Source organism: Paludibacterium sp. (genome assembly GCF_019232825.1).
Lineage (GTDB): Bacteria > Pseudomonadota > Gammaproteobacteria > Burkholderiales > Chromobacteriaceae > Paludibacterium.
Map to the genome: position 1 here is coordinate 1 of NZ_JAFAND010000009.1, position 22527 is coordinate 22527.

23 protein-coding genes and 1 pseudogene are annotated in these 22527 nt (G+C 61.6%); 17 read left to right on the plus strand and 7 right to left on the minus strand.

Annotated elements, in window-relative coordinates:
• The first annotated feature begins 132 nt into the window (after positions 1–132).
• The 14 genes from JOZ06_RS00875 to JOZ06_RS00940 all read left to right on the plus strand — a co-directional run bounded on the left by JOZ06_RS00875 (position 133) and on the right by JOZ06_RS00940 (position 12837).
• The gene (locus JOZ06_RS00875) at positions 133–657 is read left to right on the plus strand and encodes an HAD family hydrolase (RefSeq protein ID WP_293227766.1); all 525 of its coding nucleotides are present in this window, start codon (positions 133–135) and stop codon (positions 655–657) included.
• Positions 654–1220 carry an LPS export ABC transporter periplasmic protein LptC gene (lptC, locus tag JOZ06_RS00880; RefSeq protein ID WP_293227767.1) on the plus strand — a complete coding sequence of 189 codons (567 nt, stop codon included), beginning with the start codon at positions 654–656 and terminating at the stop codon, positions 1218–1220. Before JOZ06_RS00875 ends, lptC begins: the two co-directional genes overlap by 4 nt.
• A 16-nt stretch (positions 1221–1236) precedes the next feature.
• Entirely contained in the window at positions 1237–1755 is a 519-nt protein-coding gene (gene lptA, locus JOZ06_RS00885) for a lipopolysaccharide transport periplasmic protein LptA (protein WP_293227804.1), read from the plus strand.
• Positions 1752–2480, plus strand: coding sequence for an LPS export ABC transporter ATP-binding protein (lptB, locus tag JOZ06_RS00890; protein ID WP_293227769.1), 729 nt, complete (start codon positions 1752–1754; stop codon positions 2478–2480). Before lptA ends, lptB begins: the two co-directional genes overlap by 4 nt.
• 3 nt (positions 2481–2483) lie before the next feature.
• The gene (locus JOZ06_RS00895) at positions 2484–3896 is read left to right on the plus strand and encodes an RNA polymerase factor sigma-54 (RefSeq protein WP_293227770.1); all 1413 of its coding nucleotides are present in this window, start codon (positions 2484–2486) and stop codon (positions 3894–3896) included.
• Between the two features lie 67 nt (positions 3897–3963).
• Positions 3964–4278: a ribosome-associated translation inhibitor RaiA gene (gene raiA / locus JOZ06_RS00900; RefSeq protein WP_293227771.1), complete on the plus strand. Its 315-nt coding sequence runs from the start codon at positions 3964–3966 to the stop codon at positions 4276–4278.
• A gap of 71 nt (positions 4279–4349) precedes the next feature.
• A complete protein-coding gene (gene ptsN, locus JOZ06_RS00905) occupies positions 4350–4814 on the plus strand; it encodes a PTS IIA-like nitrogen regulatory protein PtsN (protein WP_293227772.1) in 465 nt (154 codons plus the stop codon).
• Complete coding sequence (gene hprK / locus JOZ06_RS00910) at positions 4807–5763, plus strand: HPr(Ser) kinase/phosphatase (RefSeq protein WP_215777751.1); 957 nt, start codon at positions 4807–4809, stop codon at positions 5761–5763. The genes ptsN and hprK overlap by 8 nt, the downstream gene beginning before the upstream one ends.
• Positions 5744–6589, plus strand: coding sequence for an RNase adapter RapZ (gene rapZ, locus JOZ06_RS00915; RefSeq protein ID WP_293227777.1), 846 nt, complete (start codon positions 5744–5746; stop codon positions 6587–6589). The genes hprK and rapZ overlap by 20 nt, the downstream gene beginning before the upstream one ends.
• A 38-nt stretch (positions 6590–6627) precedes the next feature.
• Positions 6628–7242 (plus strand): flavin prenyltransferase UbiX, encoded by a 615-nt coding sequence (locus JOZ06_RS00920; protein WP_293227779.1) that lies wholly within the window; start codon positions 6628–6630, stop codon positions 7240–7242.
• Complete coding sequence (locus JOZ06_RS00925; RefSeq protein WP_293227781.1) at positions 7239–8702, plus strand: NAD(P)H-hydrate dehydratase; 1464 nt, start codon at positions 7239–7241, stop codon at positions 8700–8702. The genes JOZ06_RS00920 and JOZ06_RS00925 overlap by 4 nt, the downstream gene beginning before the upstream one ends.
• The gene (locus tag JOZ06_RS00930; protein ID WP_293227783.1) at positions 8689–9588 is read left to right on the plus strand and encodes a DMT family transporter; all 900 of its coding nucleotides are present in this window, start codon (positions 8689–8691) and stop codon (positions 9586–9588) included. Before JOZ06_RS00925 ends, JOZ06_RS00930 begins: the two co-directional genes overlap by 14 nt.
• Before the next feature lie 106 nt (positions 9589–9694).
• Positions 9695–11236, plus strand: coding sequence for an ATP-binding protein (locus JOZ06_RS00935; RefSeq protein WP_293227785.1), 1542 nt, complete (start codon positions 9695–9697; stop codon positions 11234–11236).
• Complete coding sequence (locus JOZ06_RS00940) at positions 11236–12837, plus strand: DUF3369 domain-containing protein (protein WP_293227786.1); 1602 nt, start codon at positions 11236–11238, stop codon at positions 12835–12837. Before JOZ06_RS00935 ends, JOZ06_RS00940 begins: the two co-directional genes overlap by 1 nt.
• A 126-nt stretch (positions 12838–12963) precedes the next feature.
• Here the strand turns inward: JOZ06_RS00940 and JOZ06_RS00945 are convergent, their stop codons facing one another.
• From JOZ06_RS00945 to JOZ06_RS00975, 7 genes are all read right to left on the minus strand, one after another.
• Positions 12964–13578, minus strand: coding sequence for a hemolysin III family protein (locus JOZ06_RS00945; RefSeq protein WP_293227788.1), 615 nt, complete (start codon positions 13576–13578; stop codon positions 12964–12966).
• Between the two features lie 171 nt (positions 13579–13749).
• Positions 13750–14403, minus strand: coding sequence for an adenylate kinase (gene adk, locus JOZ06_RS00950; protein ID WP_293227790.1), 654 nt, complete (start codon positions 14401–14403; stop codon positions 13750–13752).
• 47 nt (positions 14404–14450) lie between these two features.
• The gene (gene kdsB, locus JOZ06_RS00955; protein ID WP_293227792.1) at positions 14451–15206 is read right to left on the minus strand and encodes a 3-deoxy-manno-octulosonate cytidylyltransferase; all 756 of its coding nucleotides are present in this window, start codon (positions 15204–15206) and stop codon (positions 14451–14453) included.
• Positions 15203–15385, minus strand: coding sequence for a Trm112 family protein (locus JOZ06_RS00960; protein WP_293227794.1), 183 nt, complete (start codon positions 15383–15385; stop codon positions 15203–15205). The genes kdsB and JOZ06_RS00960 overlap by 4 nt, the downstream gene beginning before the upstream one ends.
• Positions 15375–16382 (minus strand): tetraacyldisaccharide 4'-kinase, encoded by a 1008-nt coding sequence (gene lpxK / locus JOZ06_RS00965; protein ID WP_293227796.1) that lies wholly within the window; start codon positions 16380–16382, stop codon positions 15375–15377. The genes JOZ06_RS00960 and lpxK overlap by 11 nt, the downstream gene beginning before the upstream one ends.
• Positions 16379–16789, minus strand: a complete 411-nt coding sequence (locus JOZ06_RS00970; protein ID WP_293227797.1) for a biopolymer transporter ExbD — start codon at positions 16787–16789, stop codon at positions 16379–16381. The genes lpxK and JOZ06_RS00970 overlap by 4 nt, the downstream gene beginning before the upstream one ends.
• A gap of 3 nt (positions 16790–16792) precedes the next feature.
• The gene (locus JOZ06_RS00975) at positions 16793–17404 is read right to left on the minus strand and encodes a MotA/TolQ/ExbB proton channel family protein (RefSeq protein WP_293227799.1); all 612 of its coding nucleotides are present in this window, start codon (positions 17402–17404) and stop codon (positions 16793–16795) included.
• A gap of 565 nt (positions 17405–17969) precedes the next feature.
• On the opposite strand from JOZ06_RS00975, the gene ptsP reads away from it, so the two are divergent.
• The 3 genes and pseudogenes from ptsP to JOZ06_RS00990 form a co-directional block, all read left to right on the plus strand.
• Positions 17970–20513 carry a phosphoenolpyruvate--protein phosphotransferase gene (gene ptsP, locus JOZ06_RS00980; RefSeq protein ID WP_293227801.1) on the plus strand — a complete coding sequence of 848 codons (2544 nt, stop codon included), beginning with the start codon at positions 17970–17972 and terminating at the stop codon, positions 20511–20513.
• 47 nt (positions 20514–20560) lie between these two features.
• Entirely contained in the window at positions 20561–22045 is a 1485-nt protein-coding gene (gene ptsG / locus JOZ06_RS00985; protein WP_293227803.1) for a PTS glucose transporter subunit IIBC, read from the plus strand.
• A gap of 267 nt (positions 22046–22312) precedes the next feature.
• A pseudogene (locus JOZ06_RS00990) lies at positions 22313–22527 on the plus strand (succinate-semialdehyde dehydrogenase); the annotation flags it as partial.

Consider the following 22527-nt stretch of genomic DNA (forward strand, 5'->3'; position numbering starts at 1 on the left):
GAGCAGATGGAGGCCGCCAAGATTTTGTGCCTGTTGGTGCTTAACGAGCGACGGCAGCTCGTCGGCGCGCTCAACATGCACGACCTGTTCAAAGCCGGCGTGGTCTAACCCCCGCCCGACTCAAGGAATAACATGCAAGCGACTCACGATCTGGCCCGCCGCGTCCGTCTGTTTATCATGGACGTGGATGGGGTGCTGACCAACGGCACGATTTTCATCACCGCCCAAGGCGAAGAGCTGAAGGGATTCAATACGCTCGACGGCCATGGCCTGAGAATGTTGCAATCCACCGGCGTCAAACTCGCCATCATCACCGGCCGCGCCGCCGCGTGCGTCGACAAGCGCGCGCGCGATCTGGGCATCGACTATTACTACGCCGGCATTCAAGACAAGCGCGCGGCGTTTGCGGAGCTATGCGCCAAAGCCGGCGTCACCGCCGAACAATGCGCCTACGTCGGCGACGACGTGGTCGACCTGCCGGTCATGCGGCGTGTCGCCTTGGCCATCGCCGTACCGGAGTCGCCCAGCGTGGTGCGGCAGAACGCGCACTACGTCACCGGCGCCAGCGGCGGCCGCGGCGCGGTGCGCGAGGCCTGCGAATTGATCATGCAGGCGCAGGGGACGCTCGACGGCCTCATGGCGGGTTACCTATCATGAGATTGGGACGCCCCGCCCGCTTGTTTCCGATCGCCTTGGTCTTGCTGATGGCTTTATTGACCATTTGGCTCGATCAGGTATCGAAACTGGGCAGCTTCGGCCGCGATCTGGATCCGTCACGGCCGGAGTTCGTTTCGGAAGAAGTCGACGCCACGCGCTTCGATATCCAAGGGCGGGTCGAACAGCGCATGGTGGCCGATAAACTGTGGCAATACCCGAATCAGAACGATCTGTACTTCGCCAACGGCACCATCGATCTGTTTCGGGACGGTCAGCAGGACTATATGCTCAGTGCAGAAAGCGGGCGCTACAACACCCAAACCCGCATCGCCTTCTTCGACCGCAAGGCTCACCTGTTGAAACCCGCCGCCGCAGGGCAACCGGAAGTGACGCTCGACAGCAGCGCCATGACCGTGGATACTGCGCGACGCTACGCCAGTTCGAAACAGCCGACCATCATCCATTACGGAGACAGCGTCGCCAACGCGACCGGGTTCAATTACGACTACAACGCCGGCGTCGTGAACTTGCTTTCCTCCGCTAGGGCAACATATGTCAAATAGATTCACTCCGTTCTTGATGCTTATTGCACTATCCGCGCCGCTCGCGCACGCCGAAAAAGCGGATAGCGACAAGCCCATCCAGATCAGCGCCAACCGCGCCACGCTGGATCAGCTCAAGGGTGTGACCCAATGGGAAGGCGATGTGGTGGTTATCCAAGGGACGCTGCAACTGCACGCCGATCACTTGACCGTCACCCGCGACGCGCAAGGCAACCAGACGATGCTCGCCACCGGCAAACTCACGACTTTCCGCCAAAAGGCCGACGACACCCCGGAGAAAAAGAACGTCTGGATCAATGGCCAGGCTAGCCGGATCGACTACAGCACGGTCACCCATACCGCGATATTGACCACCAATGCCCGCGTCAAAAAGGGCGACGACCTGCTGATCGGCGACGTGATCGTTTACAACACCGAGACGCAGATCTATCAAAGCCAGGGCGGTGGCAGCAACACCGCCAATAAAGGCCGGGTGACCGCCATCATCCAGCCGCAGAAAAAGAACGCCAGCGGCGGCGCAGGAAAGCAACCATGACGGAAAACCTACTCACGGTGGAGCGACTGAAAAAGCGGTATAAAAGCCGCACAGTCGTCAAAGACGTATCGCTCGACATCAAAAGCGGCGAAGTGGTCGGCCTCTTGGGACCGAACGGCGCCGGCAAAACCACCAGCTTCTATATGATCGTCGGGCTCGTCGGCGCGGACGACGGCAACATCACGCTCAACGGGCAGACGATCACTCACATGCCGATTCATCGCCGCGCACGGCTGGGACTCGGCTATCTGCCGCAGGAAGCATCGATTTTCCGCAAGATGACCGTGGACGAAAACATCCGCGCCATCCTGGAAATTACCGGCTTCAAAGACGACGAGCTGGAGAAGGAACTCGATCTCCTGCTCGACGATCTGAACATCGCTCACCTGCGCAACAGCAACGCCTTGTCGCTATCCGGCGGCGAACGACGCCGCGTCGAGATCGCCCGCGTGCTGGCCACGCGCCCTCGTTTCATTTTGCTAGACGAACCCTTTGCCGGTGTCGACCCCATCGCGGTCATCGACATTCAGAAGATTATTTCCTTCTTGAAGGAACGCGGTATCGGCGTACTGATCACCGACCACAACGTTCGCGAGACGCTGCGCATCTGCGACCGGGCCTATATCATCAGCGACGGCGCCGTGCTGGCCTCGGGCGTGCCCTCGACGCTCGTCAGCGACGAACGGGTGCGCAAGGTTTACCTCGGTGAGCACTTCCACCTCTAAGCCATGAAGCAAAGCCTCCAGCTGAAAGTCTCGCAACAATTGACCTTGACGCCGCAATTGCAGCAGTCAATCAAATTGTTGCAGCTGTCGACCATCGAGCTGCAGGCCGAAGTGGAACGGTATCTGTTGGAAAACCCGATGCTGGAGCGCGCCGACGACTCGCCGTCGACCGACCAGCCCGCCGATGCGCCGCAAGCAACCGAACAGACGGCGACGGACGACGGCGCTACGCAGACCGACGAGCCTGGCGTGTCGGCGCTGCAGGACTGGGGCAGCGGCGGCGGCGGTGGCGGCGGCCACGACGAGGATTACGACCCGTTCCACAACGTCCCCTGCCAGCCGACGCTGCGCGAACAGCTGCTGGCGCAACTGGGCGAGGTTTCGCTCGCGCGCCGCGACCATGCGGTCGTCCAGCTGTTGATAGAGGAATTGGACGACGACGGCTACCTGAGCACGCCGCTCGCCGAGCTCGCCGCCGCACTGCCGGACGAGCTCGACATCGACGAATCGGAATTGGCCACGGGCTTGCGCATGCTGCAGCAATTCGACCCGCCCGGCGTGGGTGCGCGCGCGCTCTCCGAATCGCTGGCGCTGCAACTTGGCCGCCTGGACGACAGCACCCCGGGGCTCGCGCTGGCGCGCACCATCGTACGCGACCACCTGGACCTGTTGGGCGCGCGCGACTACACCCGGCTGCGCAAGCAACTCGGTTGCAACGACGATGCGCTGCGCCTGGCTCAAGCCTTGATCGCCACGCTCAACCCGCGGCCGGCCACCGGTTTCGACGCCAGCGACACGCACTACATCACGCCGGATGTCACTGTCCGAAAAAGGAAAGGCCGTTGGGTGGCGGAGTTGAATGCCGGCGCCGTGCCGCATCTGCGCGTCAACCAAATCTACGCGCAAATGCTGTCGGAAAACCGCCAACAATCCGGCGATCTGTCCGGGCGGCTACAAGAAGCCCGGTGGTTGGTCAAGAACATCCAACAGCGATTTGACACTATCCTGAAAGTGTCGGAAGCTATAGTCGACAAGCAGCAAGCGTTCTTTGAACAAGGCGAAGTGGCCATGCGGCCGATGATTCTGCGCGACATCGCCGAAGAACTTGGACTGCATGAATCCACCGTTTCCAGGGTCACCACCCAGAAATATCTACTCTGCCCTCGCGGACTATTCGAGCTGAAATATTTCTTCGGCAGCGCCCTGGAAACCGACAGTGGCGAAGAATGCTCCGCCACCGCCATCAAGGCCCATATCCGTAAATTGATCGAGGAAGAGAATCCGGCCAAGCCCCTGTCAGATAGTGCCATTGCCGCGCAGCTATCCAGCCAAGGCATACTGGTTGCAAGACGTACCGTTGCCAAGTATCGTGAAGCCATGCAGATAGCGCCGGTCAACCAGAGAAAGACTCTGTAATCCCCTATTCGGCCGCGCGGCCGACCCGACCGCGCAGTCTTTATGGCAACAAAAAGGAGTAAGGGTTATGAACATCAAAGTGACTGGTCTTCACCTCGAGATCACCCCGTCGCTGCGCGACTATATCGAGAACAAGCTCGAGCGCATCAGCCGTCACGTCGACGATCTGATCGATGTCTCCGTCACCCTGTCCGTGGACAAACTCATCCAGAAAGCCGAGGTCAACGTCCATCTGTCCGGCAAGGACATCCATGTCGAAACCACCGAATCCGACATGTATGCCGCCATCGACCTGTTGATGGACAAACTGGATCGCCAGGTATTGAAGTTCAAGGAAAAACAGTCCGAACATCGCGGCGCCCATCCGGAAGCCTCGTTGTAAGGCGGTAAACCGTGTCGCCGGGAACCTTCGGGTTCCCGTTTTTGTTTGCCTGATTTTTTTCGCCCAACGCTATGAAACAGATCGGTAAAATTCTCTCGCGCGATCACATCCTGCTCGACCTCGACGTCAGCAGTAAAAAACGTGTTTTCGAGCAAGTCGGCCTGTTGATGGAGAACACCTGCGGCATCGCCCGCAGCGAAGTCTTCGACTGTCTGTTCGCCCGGGAGAAGCTGGGCTCGACAGGCCTCGGCCAGGGTGTCGCCATCCCGCATGGCCGCGCGCACGGCCTCAAAGAGGCCGCGGCGATCTTCATCCGCCTCAAGGTGCCGATTTCCTTCGACGCGCCGGACGGCAAACCGGTGCAAAGCCTGTTCGTGCTCCTGGTGCCGGAGCAGGCGACCGACCTCCACCTGCAGGTATTGTCGGAGCTCGCGCAGCTCTTCTCCAGCCGCCCCTTGCGCGAAAAGATTCTCTCCGCCCAGAATGTGGACGAGCTCTATCAGATCCTCCTCGAGTGGTCGAACAACCATGCCTAGCATAACGGTGCGCAAGCTGTACCAGGAAAACCAGCAAAAGCTCAATCTCAGCTGGGTTGTCGGCACAGCCGGCGCCGACAACATCATCGGCATCGATGAACAGCGGCCGACGCTCGCGCTCGTCGGCCACCTGAATTTCATCCACCCGAACCGAGTGCAGGTATTGGGCCTGGCGGAAGTCGACTATCTGAACCGCCTGGAACAATCGGCGGCTAAAACCGCGCTCGACCAACTGTTCCACAAGAGCATGTCGGTGGTGATGGTGGCCAACGGCCAGCCGGTGCCGAAACTATTGCGCGACTACTGCCATTCGCACAGCGTGCCGTTGATGTCCACGCCGCTGGAAAGCCCGTACCTGATGGACGTGCTGCGTATTTACCTGGCACGGGCGCTGGCGGTCTCCACCGTGCTGCATGGCGTGTTTCTCGACGTGCTGGAAATCGGCGTGCTCATCATGGGCGACTCGGCCATGGGCAAGAGCGAATTGGCGTTGGATCTGATCTCCCGCGGCCACGGCCTGGTGGCCGACGACGCGGTCGAGCTCTACCGGATCGGCCCGGAAACGCTGGAAGGCCGTTGCCCCCCGCTGTTGCGCGACTTTCTCGAAGTTCGTGGCCTCGGGATTCTGAATATCCGCACCATCTTCGGTGAAACCGCCGTGCGGCCGAAAAAAGTGCTGAAGCTGATCATTCATCTGGTCAAAGCCAACGATCAGGCGATGCAGGCGCTCGATCGCCTCAACATCCAGTCCGAGACACAGGACATTCTCGGCGTCACCGTGCGCAAGGTAGTGCTGCCCGTCGCCGCCGGCCGTAACTTGGCGGTACTGGTCGAAGCGGCCGTACGCAACTATATTCTTCAATTGCGCGGCATCGACAGCACGCGTGAATTCATTGAGCGTCACACCAATTTCCTCAAGGACCAGGAGCATGCAACTGATATTGATTAGCGGGCAATCCGGCTCCGGCAAATCGATCGCTTTGCGCGCTCTGGAAGACTCTGGTTTTTATTGCGTCGACAATCTACCCGCCACCATGCTGTCAGAAGCCGTGGCGCTTTATCAGGATTACGGCTTCGACCGCATCGGCATCAGTGTCGATGTACGCTCCAGCCCCTCGCTCGGCGCGCTGCCGCACGAAATGAGCAAACTGCGGGAGCAGGGTGTGGACGTTCGTCTGCTCTATCTTGAGGCGCAGGACGATATTCTCGTCAAACGCTTTTCCGAAACCCGGCGGCGCCACCCATTGGCGGGCAACGGCTTGTTGACCATCAACGAGTGCATTCTGGCTGAAAAGGAGATGCTGGCGGGCATTCAGGAACTGGGCGCGCGCTTCGACACCACCGATCTTCTACCCAACACCTTGCGCAGCTGGGTCAAGGATCTGGTCTCGGCCGACAGCAGCCGCCTGACCCTGGTGCTGCAGTCGTTCGGCTTCAAGCACGGCGTACCGCTCGATTTGGATTTCGCCTTCGACGTGCGCTGCCTGCCCAACCCGTACTATGTTCCGGAATTGCGGCCGTTGACCGGTCTGGACCAACCGATCATCGATTATTTTCTGCGCGAGCCGGCGGTGGCCGAAATGACCGAGGACATCCGCCGCATCATCGCGCGCTGGCTGCCGGCCTTCAGCCAGGAAAGCCGCAGCTATTTGACAGTCGCGATCGGCTGCACCGGCGGGCAGCACCGTTCGGTCTACATTGCCGAACAATTGGCGGCAAGCTTTCCCGACCAGCAGATCGTTATCCGTCACCGACAATTGCAGCAACCGGAATAACCCGGCCGCGCGCGGCCGGCAAAGAGCCCGACAAAAATATGCGCCCCATTCAAACTGTCACCGTCGCCCTCACCGGCGCCTCCGGCCTGCCCTATGGCTTGCGCCTGATCGATTGCCTGATTGCCGCCGACGTGCGCGTCTGGGTGCTTTACTCTCAGGCGGCGCAAGTGGTGGCCCAGCAGGAACTCGGCCAAACGCTGCCGGGACGTCCGGCTCAGGCCGAGCGCTGGTTCGCCCAAAGAAGCGGCGCCAAGGAAGGACAACTGCGCGTGTTCGGTCGCGAGGAGTGGTTCGCGCCGGTCGCCTCCGGCTCCAACCCCGCCGATGCCATGGTGGTCTGCCCCTGTACCATGGGCACGCTGGCCGCCATCGCCCAAGGTCTCTCCGATAATCTGATCGAACGCGCCGCCGACGTGAGCATCAAGGAGGGGCGCAAACTGATCCTGGTGCCGCGCGAGACGCCGTTGTCGGCGCTGCATCTGGAAAATATGCTCAAGCTCGCGCGTTTGGGCGTGGTCATTCTGCCGCCGGCGCCAGGCTTCTATACCCACCCGCAAACCATTGACGATCTTGTCGACTTCGTGGTCGCGCGCATGATGGATCAATTGGGCGTGCCGCATACGCTGATGGCCCGTTGGGGGGAGGCGCAGTGAGCACCGCCATCTACGGCGTTACCGCGCTGCGCGCGCTGGAGGCCCGCGCGGCGTCGCAAGGTATCGACCTGATGGCGCGGGCGGGACAAGCCGCAGCGGACTGGGTAGCCGCACGCTATCCGGTTGGCGCGCGCATTCTGCTGGCCGCAGGTCCTGGCAACAATGGCGGCGATGCACTGGTAACGGCACAACGATTGGCGGCAGCCGGCTATCAAGCCCAGGTGCTGCTGCCGCAACCGCCCCAAACCGCGGCGGCCCAACGGGCGCTGGCAGATTGGCAGGCCTGCGGCGGCGAGGTGCTCGCGGTGTTGCCGGCCGGCTCGACGCGCCCGGATCTACTCGTGGATGGGCTGTTCGGCATCGGCGCGGACCGCCCGTTCAACGACGCATGGCGCACGCTGATCGCGCAGCTGAACGCGTTGGCGGCGCCGGTGTTGGCGCTCGACACGCCGACCGGTCTGGATGCCTGGCGTGGGGTCGCGCGCAACGCCGTCTTGCGCGCCGACGCCACCTTGACCTTTTTGAGCCACAAACCCGGCTTGCTGACCGGCGATGGGCCGGACCTGGCCGGCGACGTTTTCCTGCAGACGCTGAACCACCCAGGCTGGGGCGACGACACGCCAGAGGGCGAGGTCTATCAGCCATCGGCGCTGACAGCCCTGATCCGACCGCGCAACAGCCACAAAGGCAGCTATGGCACGGTCGGTATCGTCGGGGGATGCGAGGGCATGCTGGGGGCCGCGCTGTTGGCGGGACGCGCCGCATTGGCCGGCGGCGCCGGCAAGGTGCGGCTCGCGCTGCTGGACCCGCGCCTGCCGGTCGATCCCCAGTCGCCCGCGCTGATGATGCACGCCGCCAAGGGCTTGCCGGACTGTGAGGTATTGGCGCTGGGGCCGGGCATGGGCCAGGACGCCGCGGCGCTGACGCTGCTCAAGGCGGCCATTGCCGACGCGCGCCCGCTACTGCTCGATGCCGACGCGCTGAATCTCTTGGCGCGCGAGAGCGCGCTGCAAACCCGCCTCGCCGCGCGGCGCGCGCCGACAATCATCACGCCGCACCCGGCAGAGGCCGCCCGCTTGCTATCCACCGATGGCGCCGCGATCCAAGCCGACCGTATCCGCTCGGCACGCGCGTTGGCCTCGCGCCTGAACGCCGTCACGGTGCTCAAAGGCGCGGGGACGCTGATCGCAACGCCTGGCGGCGATTATCTGATCAACACCAGCGGCGGTCCGGCGCTGGCCTCAGCGGGCCAGGGCGACGTATTGAGCGGCTTGATCGCGGCCTTGCTGGCGCAACACCTCTCGCCGCTGGCCGCCGCGGCATTGGGCGTGCATGTGCACGGTCTTGCCGGCGACACTTACACGCGCGACCGCGGCGGGCCGATCGGACTGACCGCCGATCTGACCGCGAGCATGCTATCCGACGAGCTGAACCGATTGGTGCGGCATGCACCCCGCTAAGCAGACCGGCGCTTATGCCGCCGGCCTAGCCGCGGTGCTCGCTTGGTCGACGGTGGCCACCGCGTTCAAGATCAGCCTCGCCTACCTGACGCCCTCCCAATTGCTGCTGTGGGCCAACCTGGCCTCGCTGCTCTCCCTGCTCTCCCTGCTCACGATTCAGGGTCGCCTGCAGGAGGCTGCCGCCACGCTGCGACAGCATTGGCGCCGGTCACTGCTGTTAGGCGCCGTCAACCCGTTCGCCTATTATCTGGTGCTGTTCCAAGCTTATTCGCTGTTGCCGGCGCAAGAGGCCCAGGCGATCAACTACACCTGGGCGTTGACGCTGACCATCCTGTCGGTGCCCGTGTTGAAACAACACCTTCGTCCTCACGACATGCTGGCTGCGCTCGTGTGCTATGGCGGCGTTCTGGCCATCGCCACCCGGGGCGATCCGTTCGGCCTGCATTTCGACAGCCCGCGCGGCGTGGCGCTGGCGCTGTGGTCGACCCTGCTCTGGGCCGGCTATTGGCTGGCCAATACACGCGACACGCGCGACCCGGTGATCGGCTTGGCGCTCAATTTTGCCTGCGCGCTGCCCATGATCTTCTTGTGGTGCGCGTGGCACGGAGAATTGAGCCTGCCACCCTGGCGGGGACTGGCGGGGGCAGGCTATGTCGGCGCGTTCGAAATGGGATTCACCTATGTGCTGTGGCTCTTCGCGCTCAAGCGGACCGACAGCGCAGCACGCATCGCCAATCTGATCTTCTTGTCGCCGCTGATCTCGCTGCTCTTGATCCACTGGCTCTTGGGGGAAGAAATCCTGCCCTCGACCCTGGTTGGGCTAAGCCTGATTCTGGGCGGATTGTTGCTGCAAAAGTGGCCGGCACAGCGTGCCGCCACTGCCTAAGCGCCGAAAAACCGGCTCTTTTTTATAAAACACGCATTTTTGATTGGATTTTTGCATTTTACAGCCACCTTATTTACGATGAGAGAGAGTGAGGAAGCCGCCCATCATGATGAAAAGCATCAAGGCTCAACTAACTGTCTGGCTCATCGTCGGCATCACCGTGATTCTCACGGTGACCGGCTACGTGTCGTTCAGCGCCAGCAAAGCGCAGGGCGAGGCCGACTATCAAGCGCTGCGCTCCGCATTGAAGGAGCGGTTGGCGCTATCGCTCCCTCATGGCGTTTGGCAGCTGGACGACCAGTACATTCAACTGACCCTGGACGCCGAACTCGGCTGGCAGTCATTGATTGCCATTCGCATTAAAGGTGATGCCGGGCTGAATATCGGCCGAATCCGCGACAATCACGGCCTGCGCGACATGACGCCCACCGAGGAGCCCGCCGCCGACGACGTGCTGACCATCCCTATCGTCTACCAAGGCAAGGAAAAGCTCGGCGTGGCGCAAGTCTACTTGTCGCGTCACGATCTGAACGCCCAGCTGCAAAGCCGCTTGATGGAAAGCCTGCTGCAGATCGTGGTGTTGGACGTGCTGATTCTGTTCCTGATGAGCTACGCGCTACGTCATTTCGTCTTCCGTCCGTTGAAAGAACTCCAGGATGCCTTGGATCGGGCGGCCAGCAGCTCCGACCTGGAGTCGGCCACGATCACGGTCAACCAGCAAAATGAATTCGGCGAGGTCATGCACAGCTTCAACCGCATCGTGGCGCGGATCATGGATGACCTGATGCTGCGCACGCAGGCGGAAGCCAGCGCGCGCGAAGAAAAGGAAAAGGCGCAGGACGCCTATCGCCGGCTGGTGCAAACCCAACAGACGCTGGTCGAGTCGGAAAAACTGGCGTCGCTGGGCGGGCTGGTGGCCGGCGTCGCGCACGAAATCAACACCCCTGTCGGCATTTCGCTCACCGCGGCCTCCCATCTGGCCGCGGTAACGCAGCAACTGAACCGCGAGCTTGAAGCCGGCGCCATCAAAAAGAGCGACTTCCAAAACTATCTCGCCACGGCAACGGAAAGCTGCGAGCTGATCTTGTCCAATGCCGAACGCGCGGCCGACCTGATCCACAGTTTCAAGCAGGTGGCCGTGGACCAGACGAGCGAAGCGCGGCGAGATTTCCAGCTTGCCGATTATCTGCAGGAGATCATCACCAGTCTGCGGCCGAAGTTCAAACGCACCCAGATCGATATCCAGATCGACTGCGAGCAGGACCTGTTGATGGACAGCTACCCCGGCGCGCTGTCGCAGGTGATGACCAATTTGCTGGTCAACGCCGTCACCCATGCGTTCGACGAGGGGCAACTCGGTCAGATCGCCATTGCCGCCCACCGCTTGGACGACGGGCATCTGTCGTTGACGGTCAAGGACAACGGCAAGGGCATCGCACCGGCCAACATGGGCAAGATTTTCCAACCCTTCTTCACGACCCGCCGCGGCAGCGGCGGCAGCGGCCTCGGTCTGCACATCGTCTACAATATCGTACGACAGCGGTTAGGGGGCAGTATCGACGTGGAAAGCGAGCTCGGCGAGGGCACCACCTTCACGATCACCCTACCCTGCAATGCGCCAGACATCGCGACCAAGGAGAGTTCCTGATGAACAACAATAACGACCTGCCAGACGAGGACAACTGGTTGTTGGACGACGCGCAGGAAGCGAGCGACGATACGACGCAGTCTCCGCTCAAGCGCCCGTGGAAAGTATTGATCATCGACGACGAGAAAGACGTGCACACCGCAACGCGGCTGGCCATCCAGGACATCCGATTCAAAGACAAGGCCCTGGCTCTTTTGTATGCCTCGTCGGCGGAAGAGGGCTTCCAGGTCATCGCCGCCAATCCGGACCTGGCGCTGGTCCTGCTCGACGTGGTGATGGAAACCGACGATGCCGGTCTGCGGCTGGTGCGGCGCATCCGCAGCGAGCTCAACAACCAGACGGTGCGCATCGTGCTGCGCACCGGCCAGCCGGGCCAGGCGCCGGAGCAGGAGGTCATCCTCGATTACGACATCAACGACTACAAAACCAAGACCGAACTGACGGTGCAAAAGCTGTTCACCACGGTGATCGCCTCGCTGCGCGCCTACGAAAATCTGCTCACCATCGAAAAGAACCGCCAGGGCCTGGCCAAAATTCTGGAAGGCGCGGGAGATCTCTACCAGCTGCACTCGCTCAAGGAGTTCGCCTCGGGCGTGCTCAAACAGGTCAGCACCCTGCTGGACGTCGGCATGGACGGCATCCTGTGCGTGGAAAACGGCAACCAGGCCAATGGCCGGCTGGCGGTTGAAGTGCTTGCGGCCACAGGCTCCTACGAATATCTGACCCACACCAACGATTTCAGCGCGCTGCCGGAACTTGCCGAGGCGATCACGGAATCGCTGAGCAAGAAAAAGAGCATCTATCGCCATCCCTACGACGTGCTGTACATCACTTCGCAGAACAATCGCGAATTCGTCGTGCATTTCAGCCCGCCATGGCCGCTGGAGGACATCGAGCGCAATCTATTGGAAGTCTTCTGCCAGCGCATATCGGCCGCCTACGACAACCTCTACCTGTACCAACAGTTGCGCAAGTCGCAGGAGGCGACCGTGGTCGCGCTGGCGGATCTGGCGGAATTTCGCGATTCGGATACCGGACAACACGTGTTGCGCGTGCAAAAGCTGACGGACGCGTTGGCGAATGAATTGAAAAAAATGAAGTGCTACCCGCAGGATCTGACGTCGGAATTCATGGAGATGGTCGGCATGGCCAGCATCCTGCACGACGTCGGCAAGGTCGGCACGCCCGACCATATCTTGTTCAAGCCAGGCAAGCTCGATCCGGACGAGCGCACCATCATGGAGCAGCACGCCAACATCGGCGCGCAAATTCTGCACAAAGCGAGCTTGATGGTGGAGGGAAACAGCTATCTGGCCTTCGGCAGCGAGATCGCCGGCGGCCATCACGAGCACTATGACGGCAGCGGCTACCCGCAGCGTATGCGCGGCGGGGACATCCCCCTCTCCGCGCGCATTGTCGCGGTGGTCGACGTGTTCGACGCGCTCCTGCACAAACGTCCGTACAAGGAGCCGTGGACGCTCACGGAAACGATGGACTACATCAAGGCGCGCGCCGGCAGCCAGTTCGACCCGCATGTGGTCACGGCGCTGGTGGCGTTGGTCAGCGAAAACCGGGTGCCGTTCGACATCCCCAAGATTTAGCACGACCGCAGTAGAGAGCGAAAAAGAGCGGGACCCTGGCGCCGCGCGTGTTTGTGGCGCACTGCCTTCGGCGAGTGCGCCCTACGCGAGCGCGTGGGGCGGGACGGTCTTCCGCCCAACGCCGATTCAGACGTAGAACATCACGCAGACAAATTGGCACAGACTGCCAGCCAGCACGAACAAATGCCAGATGCCATGGCCGTGGCGGATTTTCTCGTCGTTGACGAACCAATAGATGCCGATGCTGTAAAACACCCCGCCAAGCGCGAGCCAGACGAGCCCCGCCGTCGCCAGCGACGACACCAGCGGCCGCATGGCAATCAGCACCATCCACCCCATCAGCACGTACAGAATCATCGACAACAGCCGCGTGCGGCGGCCGATGGTGAGTTCCTGCACGATGCCGAACAGCGCGAGCCCCCAGCTCAGACCAAACAGCGTCCAACCCCATGGACCGCGCAGCGTGACCAACGCAAACGGCGTATAGCTGCCGGCGATCAAGAGATAGATGGCGGTGTGATCACATTTCTGCAGGATGGCTTTGGCCCGGCCGCGCACGCTGTGGTAGAGCGTCGAAACCAGATAAAGAATGACCAGCGTGCTGCCGTACAAGGAAAAGCTGACCACTTTCCAGGGGTCGCCCTCCATGCCTGCTCGCGTCACCAGCACGGCCAAACCGGTAATGGCCAGCAAGGTGCCGACCAGATGGGAGATGCCGTTAAAGCGTTCTCCGTGATACATAAACCCTCCGTACGGGCATTGTCATCTTGCCCTGATGACAGTTTACCGACTCGCCCGCCATTGTGCGTGAACTCTCTGATAAATATCGGCAAAACAATGATTTTTAAAAGATAAATTTGGCACACAAAAATAAAAAAACCGCCCATGGGCGGTTTTTTTATCCAGCTAGGATTAAGCTCCCAGTGCTTTCAGAACGTTGTCGCGCACAGTATCCACCGATTGCGTGCCATCGATCTTGATGTATTGCGGCGCCTTGGCCGTCGTGGTCGCCAGTTTGGCGTAAAACGACACCAGGACTTCCGTTTGCTCGTGATAGATATGCAGGCGCTTCTTGACCGTTTCTTCCTTGTCGTCGTCGCGCAGGATCAGCGCCTCGCCGGTCACGTCGTCGATGCCGTCGCGCTTGGGCGGGTTGTACTTGACGTGATAGGTGCGTCCCGACGCCACATGCACGCGGCGGCCGGACATGCGATCCACGATCAAGGCGTCCGGCACGTCGATCTCGACCACGTAGTCGATGTCCACGCCGGCATCGCGCAACGCTTCCGCTTGCGGGATGGTGCGCGGAAAGCCGTCGAACAGGAAGCCCTTGGCGCAATCGGCTTCGGCGATCCGTTCCTTCACGAGTCCGATGATGATGTCGTCACGCACCAGCCCGCCTTCGTCCATGATCTTCTTGGCGGCCAAACCCAGCTCGGTGCCCGCCTTGACTGCGGCGCGCAGCATGTCGCCCGTGGAAATTTGCGGAATGCCGAACTTCTCTTTGATGAAATTGGCCTGAGTACCCTTGCCGGCGCCTGGCGCGCCCAACAGAATCAGTCTCATGTCTCCCTCCAGGAGTGGGTTATGTTGGCTTGTCTTTATGATCAGGTTCAGATGAAGAGTCGGCGAACGCGCTCCAAATCCTCGGGTGTGTCCACGCCCACGGCGGGCGCCTCGTCCACGACCGCTACCGCGATCGCATAGCCATACCACAACGCGCGCAGTTGCTCCAGCGCCTCGAAGGTCTCCAGAGGCGAAGGCGCTAGCGCGGCATAGGTCTTCAGAAAGCCGGCGCGATAGGCATACATGCCGATATGGCGCAGTGCGGGCAAACCGTGCGGCAGATTGTCGCGACCAGCGGCAAAAGCATCGCGCGCAAAAGGAATCGGCGCGCGGCTGAAATACATCGCCCGCCCGGTATGGTCGAGCACCGTTTTGACCACATTGGGATTGAACAGGTCGGCCGCCTCATGGATCGGATGCGCCAAGGTGGCCATCGGCAGCGCCCCATCCTCGAGCAGCGATGCCAAACGGTCGATCAACGCCGGATCGATCAGCGGCTCGTCGCCTTGCACGTTGACCAGCACCGCCTCGTCCGTCAAACCCAGCAATTCGGCCACCTCGGCCAAACGATCCGTGCCGGAGGCATGGTCGGCGCGCGTCATCAGCGCCTCGATGCCATGCGCCGCGCAAGCTGTCTGCACATCGGGGTGATCGGTCGCCACCAACACGCGCGCCGCGGCGCTCTTCAGCGCCTGACGCGCCACGCGCACCACCATCGGCAGGCCGGCGATGTCGGCCAAAGGCTTATTGGGCAGACGGCTCGACGCCAGACGCGCTGGAATAACGACCGTGAAGGCGGTCATTCGATCTCTTCCTCCGGCGCGAGCTCGCGCGCCTCCTCTTCCAGCATCACCGGAATGTCGTCGCGAATCGGAAAAGCCAAACGATCACCTTTGCAAACCAGTTCTTGCTGCGGCTTGAGGTAAACCAGCGGCCCCTTGCACACCGGGCACACCAGGATGTCGAGAAATTTAGCGTCCATTGCTTGCCTTCAGTCTTGCCAGTATCCAATCGGCCAGATCGGGGACGATCTGCGCCCTGATCGGCAGAACCCACAGTTTATCATGATTGAGGTGGCGCATCTTGACCGCATCCTTGCCGGTCATGATGATGGCATCGACGTCGCGCGGCAGGTCCGCCTCGGAAAAGGCATGATGATCCGGGAAGGCCAGTGTGCGCGCGAGCGGAATATCCAGGGCGCGCAAGGTGGCGAAAAACCGCTCCGGATGACCGATGCCGGCGAGCGCGGCCACGTTGAGCCCGGCGAAATCGGCTGGCCGCCGCCGCACGGCGGGTTCGGCCAGCGCCTGGATCTCCCCTGGCGCAATCGTCATGGCAAAGCGCGCCACATCGTCCGGGATCGGCAGCGGCACGTCCTGCTCGCCGTTGACCACCACGGCATCGACCTGGGCAAGCCGGGAAACCGGTTCGCGCAATGGTCCATTGGGCAACAGCCGAGCCGTGCCGAAGCCGCGCGCGCCGTCCACGACCACCACCTCCAGATCGCGCGCCAGCCGGTAATGCTGCAACCCGTCATCGGTGAGAATCAGCGATACCTGCGGATGGGCGGCGAGCAAGGCCCGCCCCGCGGCCACGCGGTCACGGCCGACAAAGACCGGCGCGCCCGTGGCGGCCAACAGCAGCGGCTCGTCCCCCACCTCGGCGGCGTCACTGTCCGGCTTGACCGCTGTCGGCAAACGGTGGCGGCCGCCATAGCCGCGGCTGATCACCCCGGCTTGCACGCCGCGATCGCGCAGCGCATCGAGCAACGCGATCGTCAGCGGGGTTTTGCCGACACCGCCCACGTGGATGTTGCCGATTACCACCACCGGCACCGGCAAACGCCCCTGCGCCATCCAGCCGCGCGCAAACGCCATGCGGCGCATCGCGGCCAATATAGCGAACAGGGCTTGCAGCGGGGCCAGCAGCACGGTCAGCCCAAGACGGGGCCGATACCAATGCCGTTCGATCAGACTCACGGACTCGGAGCCTGCGTGGAGAAGGTCAGACGGGTCAGCCCCGCCATGCGGGCGGCTTCCATCACGCTGATCACCGATTGGTGCGTCGCTTTGCCATCGGCATTGATCACCACTTCGCTATCCGGCGGCACGGCCTCAAGCGCCGACAACAAGCCCTTGTCGTCGCCGGCGGCCAGGGCCGCGCCATTGACGGTCATGCGGCCATCGGCGCGAATGCCGATGTCGACGGCCTTGGGCTTTTCCTTCACGACGTCGCCCTGCCCCACCGGCAGATTGATCTGCATTTCGGCGTAATGCTGATAAGTGGTCGTGACCATCAAAAAGATCAGGATCACCAGCAGGACGTCGATGAGGGGAATCAGATTGATCTCAGGCTCGTCCCGATGACGGCCGCGGCGAAAGTTCATGACTTACCCCTGACGGCGGTCGCCGTGGATGACTTCGACCAGACGCACGGCCTGGGACTCCATCTCGACCAGCAAAGCGTCGACCTTGGCGCGGAAATAGCGATAGAACATCATGCTCGGAATCGCCACGATCAAACCGAAGGCGGTGTTGTAGAGCGCGACGGAAATACCGTGAGCCAAGACATGCGGATTGGCGCCGGTCGGCGTTTGCGAGCCGAACAGTTCAATCATGCCGACGACGGTGCCCAAGAGACCAAGCAGCGGCGCCATGGCGGCGATCGACCCCAAAGTGGTTAAAAATCGTTCGAGCTGGAACAAAACCAGCCGCCCTTCATCTTCAATCGCTTCTTTCATCACTTCCCGGCTGCCGTCGGCGTTGCGCAAACCCGCGCTCAGAATTTGTCCGAGGGGAGACGCGCCGGCCATCTGGCGCAACGCCTCGCTGTCGGCGCCATGGCGGCGATAAGCGTCGAGCGTTTGCGCCAAGAGCCCTGCCGGCGCGACCAGGCTCTGCCGCAGCGAATACAGCCGTTCGAGGATGATGGCGAGGGATACGATGGAGGCGGCCACAATTGTCCAAATCGGCCAGCCGGCCGCTTCAATGATCGACCACACGAGTCATTCTCCAGAAATACACGCTATAAAGCAGAGACTTTATCCGTTTCGCACACACTAGGGCAATACGCTATTTGACCTTGGCGGAGAAACCATTTTAAACAATCTGTTAAATAAAAGGACTTGAAAATGATACGGTCATAGCCAATAGAATGGCGACATTCGGGGGTAACACCAAATTGTTGTAGCAATACTACAGTCAAACCAGCTACAGTGCACGCAAATGCACTACAGATGCAACAGCCCGCAGAACATTGGCCTCACCTGTCTTTGCCAGGCATCCTGTAACTATTAGCAAATACTGGTCTTATCCTTGATCAAAACCTGTTTTGTAGCGATGTTACATGACGCAAGGTTTTAATTCCGACAGACGCAAGTACCGACTCGGTTGATCCAAATCAATGGATTTTGGTTATAAATAAGAATATTCTCTGACTCGCCGACGGCATTTCCCACCGCAATGGACGTTGGCGCCACACAGATATCTTCAAACAAGTTTTTGCCTGCCAGGACCGCGTCAGGCGCGCGCCGCCGTAGAGAACCTGGCAAGCCGAGAGGTTTCATTATGGGTACTTCCGAACTGCAGCAGGAGCTGATCCTGAATGCACCCCTTTCCGGCATGCTGTTGCCCTTGAGCGCGGTACCGGACCCGGTCTTCGCGGAAAAAATGATTGGCGACGGCGTCGCCATTTCACCGGCCAGCAACATGTTGCGCGCGCCCTGTGCCGGCACCGTCACCCACATTCATTCGTCGCGCCACGCGCTGACGCTGACCACCGAGGACGGCATTGAAATTCTGATGCACATCGGCCTCGACACGGTCGACCTCAAGGGCCAGGGTTTCACCGCCCGCGTCAATGCGGGCGACCGCGTCAACGCGGGCGACGCGCTGATCGAGTTCGACGACGCGTTCCTCGCCACGCACGCGCGCAGCCTGATCACGCCGATCATCATTCTGACCGGCGACAAGGTCGCCGCGATGGAAGCCGCCAGCGGCCACGTCGTCGCCGGCCGCGACCGCATTCTGACGCTGTCCCGCGCGGGCACGTTCGCCCAGGCGCCGGCCAAGGCGGAAACCAGCGGCCGCGTCGAATCGCCGTCGATCACGGTCATCGGCCGCGCCGGGCTGCACGCCCGCCCCTGCGCCGTGATCGCGCACGCCGCCAAGCAATTCAAATCCGACATCAAGCTGTTGTGCGGCACCGAACAGGCCAACGCCAAGAGCGTGGTCGCGCTCCTGGGTCTGAACGTTCGCCACGGCGACGTGGTTCGGCTGATCGCCGAGGGCGAGGATGCGCAGGCCGCGGTCGAGAAATTGACCTTGCTGGCCGCGGGCGACGCGCATGAAGCCGCCCCGGAAAGCCAAACGCCGGAAACGGCCGCCGCGCCGGAAGCCTCGGCCGACGTCGATGCCGACCCGAATCTGCTGCGCGGCGTCGGCGCCTCGGCCGGCATCGCCGTGGGCCAGGCCTTCATCCTGGGCCACCAAGCCATCACGCTGACCGAGCAAGGCAACGGCGATACCGCGGAACGCGAAGCGCTGCACAACGCCATCGCCGAAGCGCACACCCAGCTGGAACAATTGAAGTACCAAACGCACGGCAAGACCACGGGCGGCCGCGCCGAGATTTTCGCCGCGCATCAAGAGCTCCTGGAAGATCCGGATCTGCTCGACATGGTCATGAGCGGCATCGCCAACGGCAAGAGCGCCGCCTTCGCCTGGAAGCAAGCCTTCACGCTGCACGCGGATCGCTTGTCGCACCTGCCCAACCCGCTGTTGGCCGCACGCGCCAACGACCTGCGCGACGTCGGTCTGCGCGTGCTGCAAATCCTCACCGGCAGCCGCATGACCGCGCCGGAACTGCCGGCCAACACGATTCTGATCGCCGAAGACCTCACCCCGTCGCTGACCGTGAGCCTCGATCGCAGCAAGGTCCTGGCCTTCTGTACCTCCGGCGGCAGCTCGACCAGCCACGTCGCCATTTTGGCTCGCTCGCTCGATATCCCGGCCGTGGTCGGCATCGACCGCCAGGCGCTGCAGCTCGAAGACGGTACGCCCCTGATCCTCGACGGCAGCCGCGGCACGTTGCGCATCAACCCAACGACCGATGAACTGTCCAATATTCGTACGCAACAGCAGCGTCAAGCCGAGCAACGCGAAGCCGATCTGGAAAATGCCGCCAAACCGGCGAGCACCTCCGACGGCCACCGCGTTGAAGTGGTCGCCAACATCGGCGGCCTGGCGGATGCGGAGAAGGGTATGGAAAAAGGCGCCGAAGGCGTCGGTCTCCTGCGCTCGGAGTTCCTGTTCCTGCAACGCGAGGACGCACCGGGCGAGGCGGAACAGGCCGATGCTTACATGAGCATCGCCCGGGCGGTCGGACACACCCGCCCGCTGGTGATCCGCACGCTGGACGTCGGCGGCGACAAGCCGCTGGCATACTTGCCGATGCCGGCTGAGGAAAACCCGTTCCTCGGCGTACGCGGCGTGCGTCTGGCGCTGGCCCAGCCCGACATCATGAAGAGCCAACTGCGCGCCATTCTGCGCGCGGCACCGTATGCCAAGCTGTGCATCATGTTCCCGATGATCGCCACGCTCGACGAGTTGCGCGAGTGCAAGGCGATGGTGGAAGAAGAGCGCAAGGCGCTCAACGTACCGCCGGTGCAAGTGGGGATCATGATCGAAGTACCCTCGGCCGCAATCATGGCCGAGCAGTTCGCCCGCGAAGTCGATTTCTTCTCGATCGGCACCAACGACCTGACCCAATACGTGCTTGCAATGGACCGCAATCACCCGGGCGTGGGCCGTCAGGCGGACGCATTGAATCCTGCCGTGCTGCAGTTGATGGCAAGCACGGTGCAGGCTGCTCACCGCCACGGCAAATGGGTCGGGGTGTGCGGCGGTCTGGCATCCGACCCGCTGGCCGTACCGGTGCTGGTGGGGATGGGGGTGGATGAATTGTCGGTCTCGGTACCGTCGATTCCAGAAATCAAGGCGTTGGTGCGCAAGTTCAGCAAAACTGAATGCGAAGCACTGACAGCCGAAGTTTTGACGCTGTCCACCGCGTCGGAAGTACGCGCACGTTTGTCCAAAGCAATCAAGGAATAACAGACGCGCACACAGGTTACACGACACAACGAAAGGGGTAGTAGATCATGTCATCCAATGCATTTGGAACACTACAGAAGATCGGCAAGTCGCTGATGATGCCTGTAGCAGTGCTCCCGGTTGCGGGCTTGCTCTTGGGTATCGGTGCGGCCAATTTCAGCTGGATTCCGGCCATCATTTCGCACCTGATGGCTGCGGGCGGCGGCGCCGTATTCGGCAGCCTGCCGATCCTGTTCGCCGTGGGCGTAGCGCTCGGCCTGACCGAAAACGACGGCGTGGCTTCCCTGGCCGCCATCGTCGGCTATGTGGTTCTGTTGGCCACCCTGGGCATCATGGCCCCGGTTCTGGGCGTGAAGACCGTTCAAGTCATGGGCATGGATTCGATGGACACCGGCGTGTTCGGCGGCATCCTGTCCGGTATCCTGGCTTCGATCATGTTCAACCGCTACTACCGCATCGAGCTGCCGTCCTACCTCGGCTTCTTTGCCGGTAAGCGTTTTGTGCCGATCGTCACCGGTATCTGCTCGATCATCATGGGCGTGATCCTGGCCGTGATCTGGGCGCCGATCCAACATGGCATTGACGTGTTCTCCCAATGGGCTGCCGTCAGCAACCCGGCCGTTGCCGTAACCCTGTACGGTGTCGTGGAACGTATGCTGCTGCCGTTCGGCCTGCACCACATCTGGAACGCGCCGTTCTTCTTCGTCATGGGCGACTATGTTGATCCGGTGACCCACCACGTGATCCACGGCGACATCAACCGCTTCTTCGCCGGCGACCCGACCGCGGGGATCCTGGCTGGCGGCTTCCTGCCGAAGATGTGGGGTCTGCCTGCTGCCGCGATTGCCATCTGGCATAGCGCCAAGCCGGAAAACCGCACCAAGATCGGCGCGATGATGGTTTCCGCCGCGTTGACCTCGTTCCTGACCGGTATTACCGAACCGATCGAGTTCTCGTTCCTGTTCGTCGCTCCGGTGCTGTACGCGATTCACGCTGTCCTGGTGGGCCTGGCGTTCTTCCTGATGAACACCTTCGGCGCTCACATGGGCTTCACCTTCTCGCAAGGCTTTATTGACTTCAGTGTGTTCTACGTCAAGGACGTGAAGCCGTGGTTGGTGTTTATTCTCGGTCCGATCTACGCTGTGGTGTACTACACCGTATTCCGCGTGCTGATCTCGGCGCTGAACCTGAAGACCCCGGGCCGCGAAGACGCCACCGAAGAAGAGCTGGCTACCGCTGGCGCTCCGGTTGCTGCTGCGGCTGAAACCAAGGCTGCCGCTCCGGCCGCCGCCGGTTCGATGGCGCAAGGTCTGGTGGAAGCCTTCGGTGGCCGCACCAACCTGACGAGCCTGGATGCCTGCATCACCCGTCTGCGCGTCAGCGTGGCCGATGTGGCCAAGGTTGACCAATCCCGCCTGAAGTCGATGGGCGCGGCCGGTGTGGTCGTGGTTGGCAACAACATCCAAGCCATCTTCGGGCCGCGTTCGGAAAACCTGAAGACGGATATGCAAGAGTATCTGAAGCACAACTAAGCTGTTTTGCATGACCGGCGGCGATCCGGTTCACATCGGATCGCCGCTGCAATCTAAGAACATCGTATACTTTCCGGCTTGCCTCCTGGGACCGCCGAATTAAGTACCGGCGCAGGCGGAGCCAATCGTCCGCGCATCGGGGACGCACATCGTCCCACGTCGAGGTTCTTCACGAATTCTTGCTCCACTCACCGGCACAATGATTCGTGAGTAACTTTGAATCGCCTCGTGCGACAACCGAATTTTGCTATGTAGAGAGGAAGTAACATGGACAGTAACCAGCTCAACCAATTGGTGAGCCGTGTCAAAGCGGCGCAGCGCGTTTACGCCAGCTACACGCAGGAGCAAGTCGACGCGATCTTCCGCGCCGCCGCCCTTGCCGCCGCCGACGCCCGCATCCCGCTGGCCAAGCTCGCCGCCTCCGAAACCCGCATGGGCGTGGTCGAGGACAAGGTGATCAAGAACCACTTCTCCTCCGAGTA

Excerpts from the sequence above, each read along its gene's own strand:
- JOZ06_RS00875 (WP_293227766.1), top strand. The coding sequence starts at position 133 with ATGCAAGCGACTCACGATCTGGCCCGCCGCGTCCGTCTGTTTATCATG.
- lptC (WP_293227767.1), top strand. The coding sequence starts at position 654 with ATGAGATTGGGACGCCCCGCCCGCTTGTTTCCGATCGCCTTGGTCTTG.
- lptA (WP_293227804.1), top strand. The coding sequence starts at position 1,237 with ATGCTTATTGCACTATCCGCGCCGCTCGCGCACGCCGAAAAAGCGGAT.
- lptB (WP_293227769.1), top strand. The coding sequence starts at position 1,752 with ATGACGGAAAACCTACTCACGGTGGAGCGACTGAAAAAGCGGTATAAA.
- JOZ06_RS00895 (WP_293227770.1), top strand. The coding sequence starts at position 2,484 with ATGAAGCAAAGCCTCCAGCTGAAAGTCTCGCAACAATTGACCTTGACG.
- raiA (WP_293227771.1), top strand. The coding sequence starts at position 3,964 with ATGAACATCAAAGTGACTGGTCTTCACCTCGAGATCACCCCGTCGCTG.
- ptsN (WP_293227772.1), top strand. The coding sequence starts at position 4,350 with ATGAAACAGATCGGTAAAATTCTCTCGCGCGATCACATCCTGCTCGAC.
- hprK (WP_215777751.1), top strand. The coding sequence starts at position 4,807 with ATGCCTAGCATAACGGTGCGCAAGCTGTACCAGGAAAACCAGCAAAAG.
- rapZ (WP_293227777.1), top strand. The coding sequence starts at position 5,744 with ATGCAACTGATATTGATTAGCGGGCAATCCGGCTCCGGCAAATCGATC.
- JOZ06_RS00920 (WP_293227779.1), top strand. The coding sequence starts at position 6,628 with ATGCGCCCCATTCAAACTGTCACCGTCGCCCTCACCGGCGCCTCCGGC.
- JOZ06_RS00930 (WP_293227783.1), top strand. The coding sequence starts at position 8,689 with ATGCACCCCGCTAAGCAGACCGGCGCTTATGCCGCCGGCCTAGCCGCG.
- JOZ06_RS00935 (WP_293227785.1), top strand. The coding sequence starts at position 9,695 with ATGATGAAAAGCATCAAGGCTCAACTAACTGTCTGGCTCATCGTCGGC.
- JOZ06_RS00940 (WP_293227786.1), top strand. The coding sequence starts at position 11,236 with ATGAACAACAATAACGACCTGCCAGACGAGGACAACTGGTTGTTGGAC.
- JOZ06_RS00945 (WP_293227788.1), bottom strand. The coding sequence starts at position 13,578 with ATGTATCACGGAGAACGCTTTAACGGCATCTCCCATCTGGTCGGCACC.
- adk (WP_293227790.1), bottom strand. The coding sequence starts at position 14,403 with ATGAGACTGATTCTGTTGGGCGCGCCAGGCGCCGGCAAGGGTACTCAG.
- kdsB (WP_293227792.1), bottom strand. The coding sequence starts at position 15,206 with ATGACCGCCTTCACGGTCGTTATTCCAGCGCGTCTGGCGTCGAGCCGT.
- JOZ06_RS00960 (WP_293227794.1), bottom strand. The coding sequence starts at position 15,385 with ATGGACGCTAAATTTCTCGACATCCTGGTGTGCCCGGTGTGCAAGGGG.
- JOZ06_RS00970 (WP_293227797.1), bottom strand. The coding sequence starts at position 16,789 with ATGAACTTTCGCCGCGGCCGTCATCGGGACGAGCCTGAGATCAATCTG.
- ptsP (WP_293227801.1), top strand. The coding sequence starts at position 17,970 with ATGGGTACTTCCGAACTGCAGCAGGAGCTGATCCTGAATGCACCCCTT.
- ptsG (WP_293227803.1), top strand. The coding sequence starts at position 20,561 with ATGTCATCCAATGCATTTGGAACACTACAGAAGATCGGCAAGTCGCTG.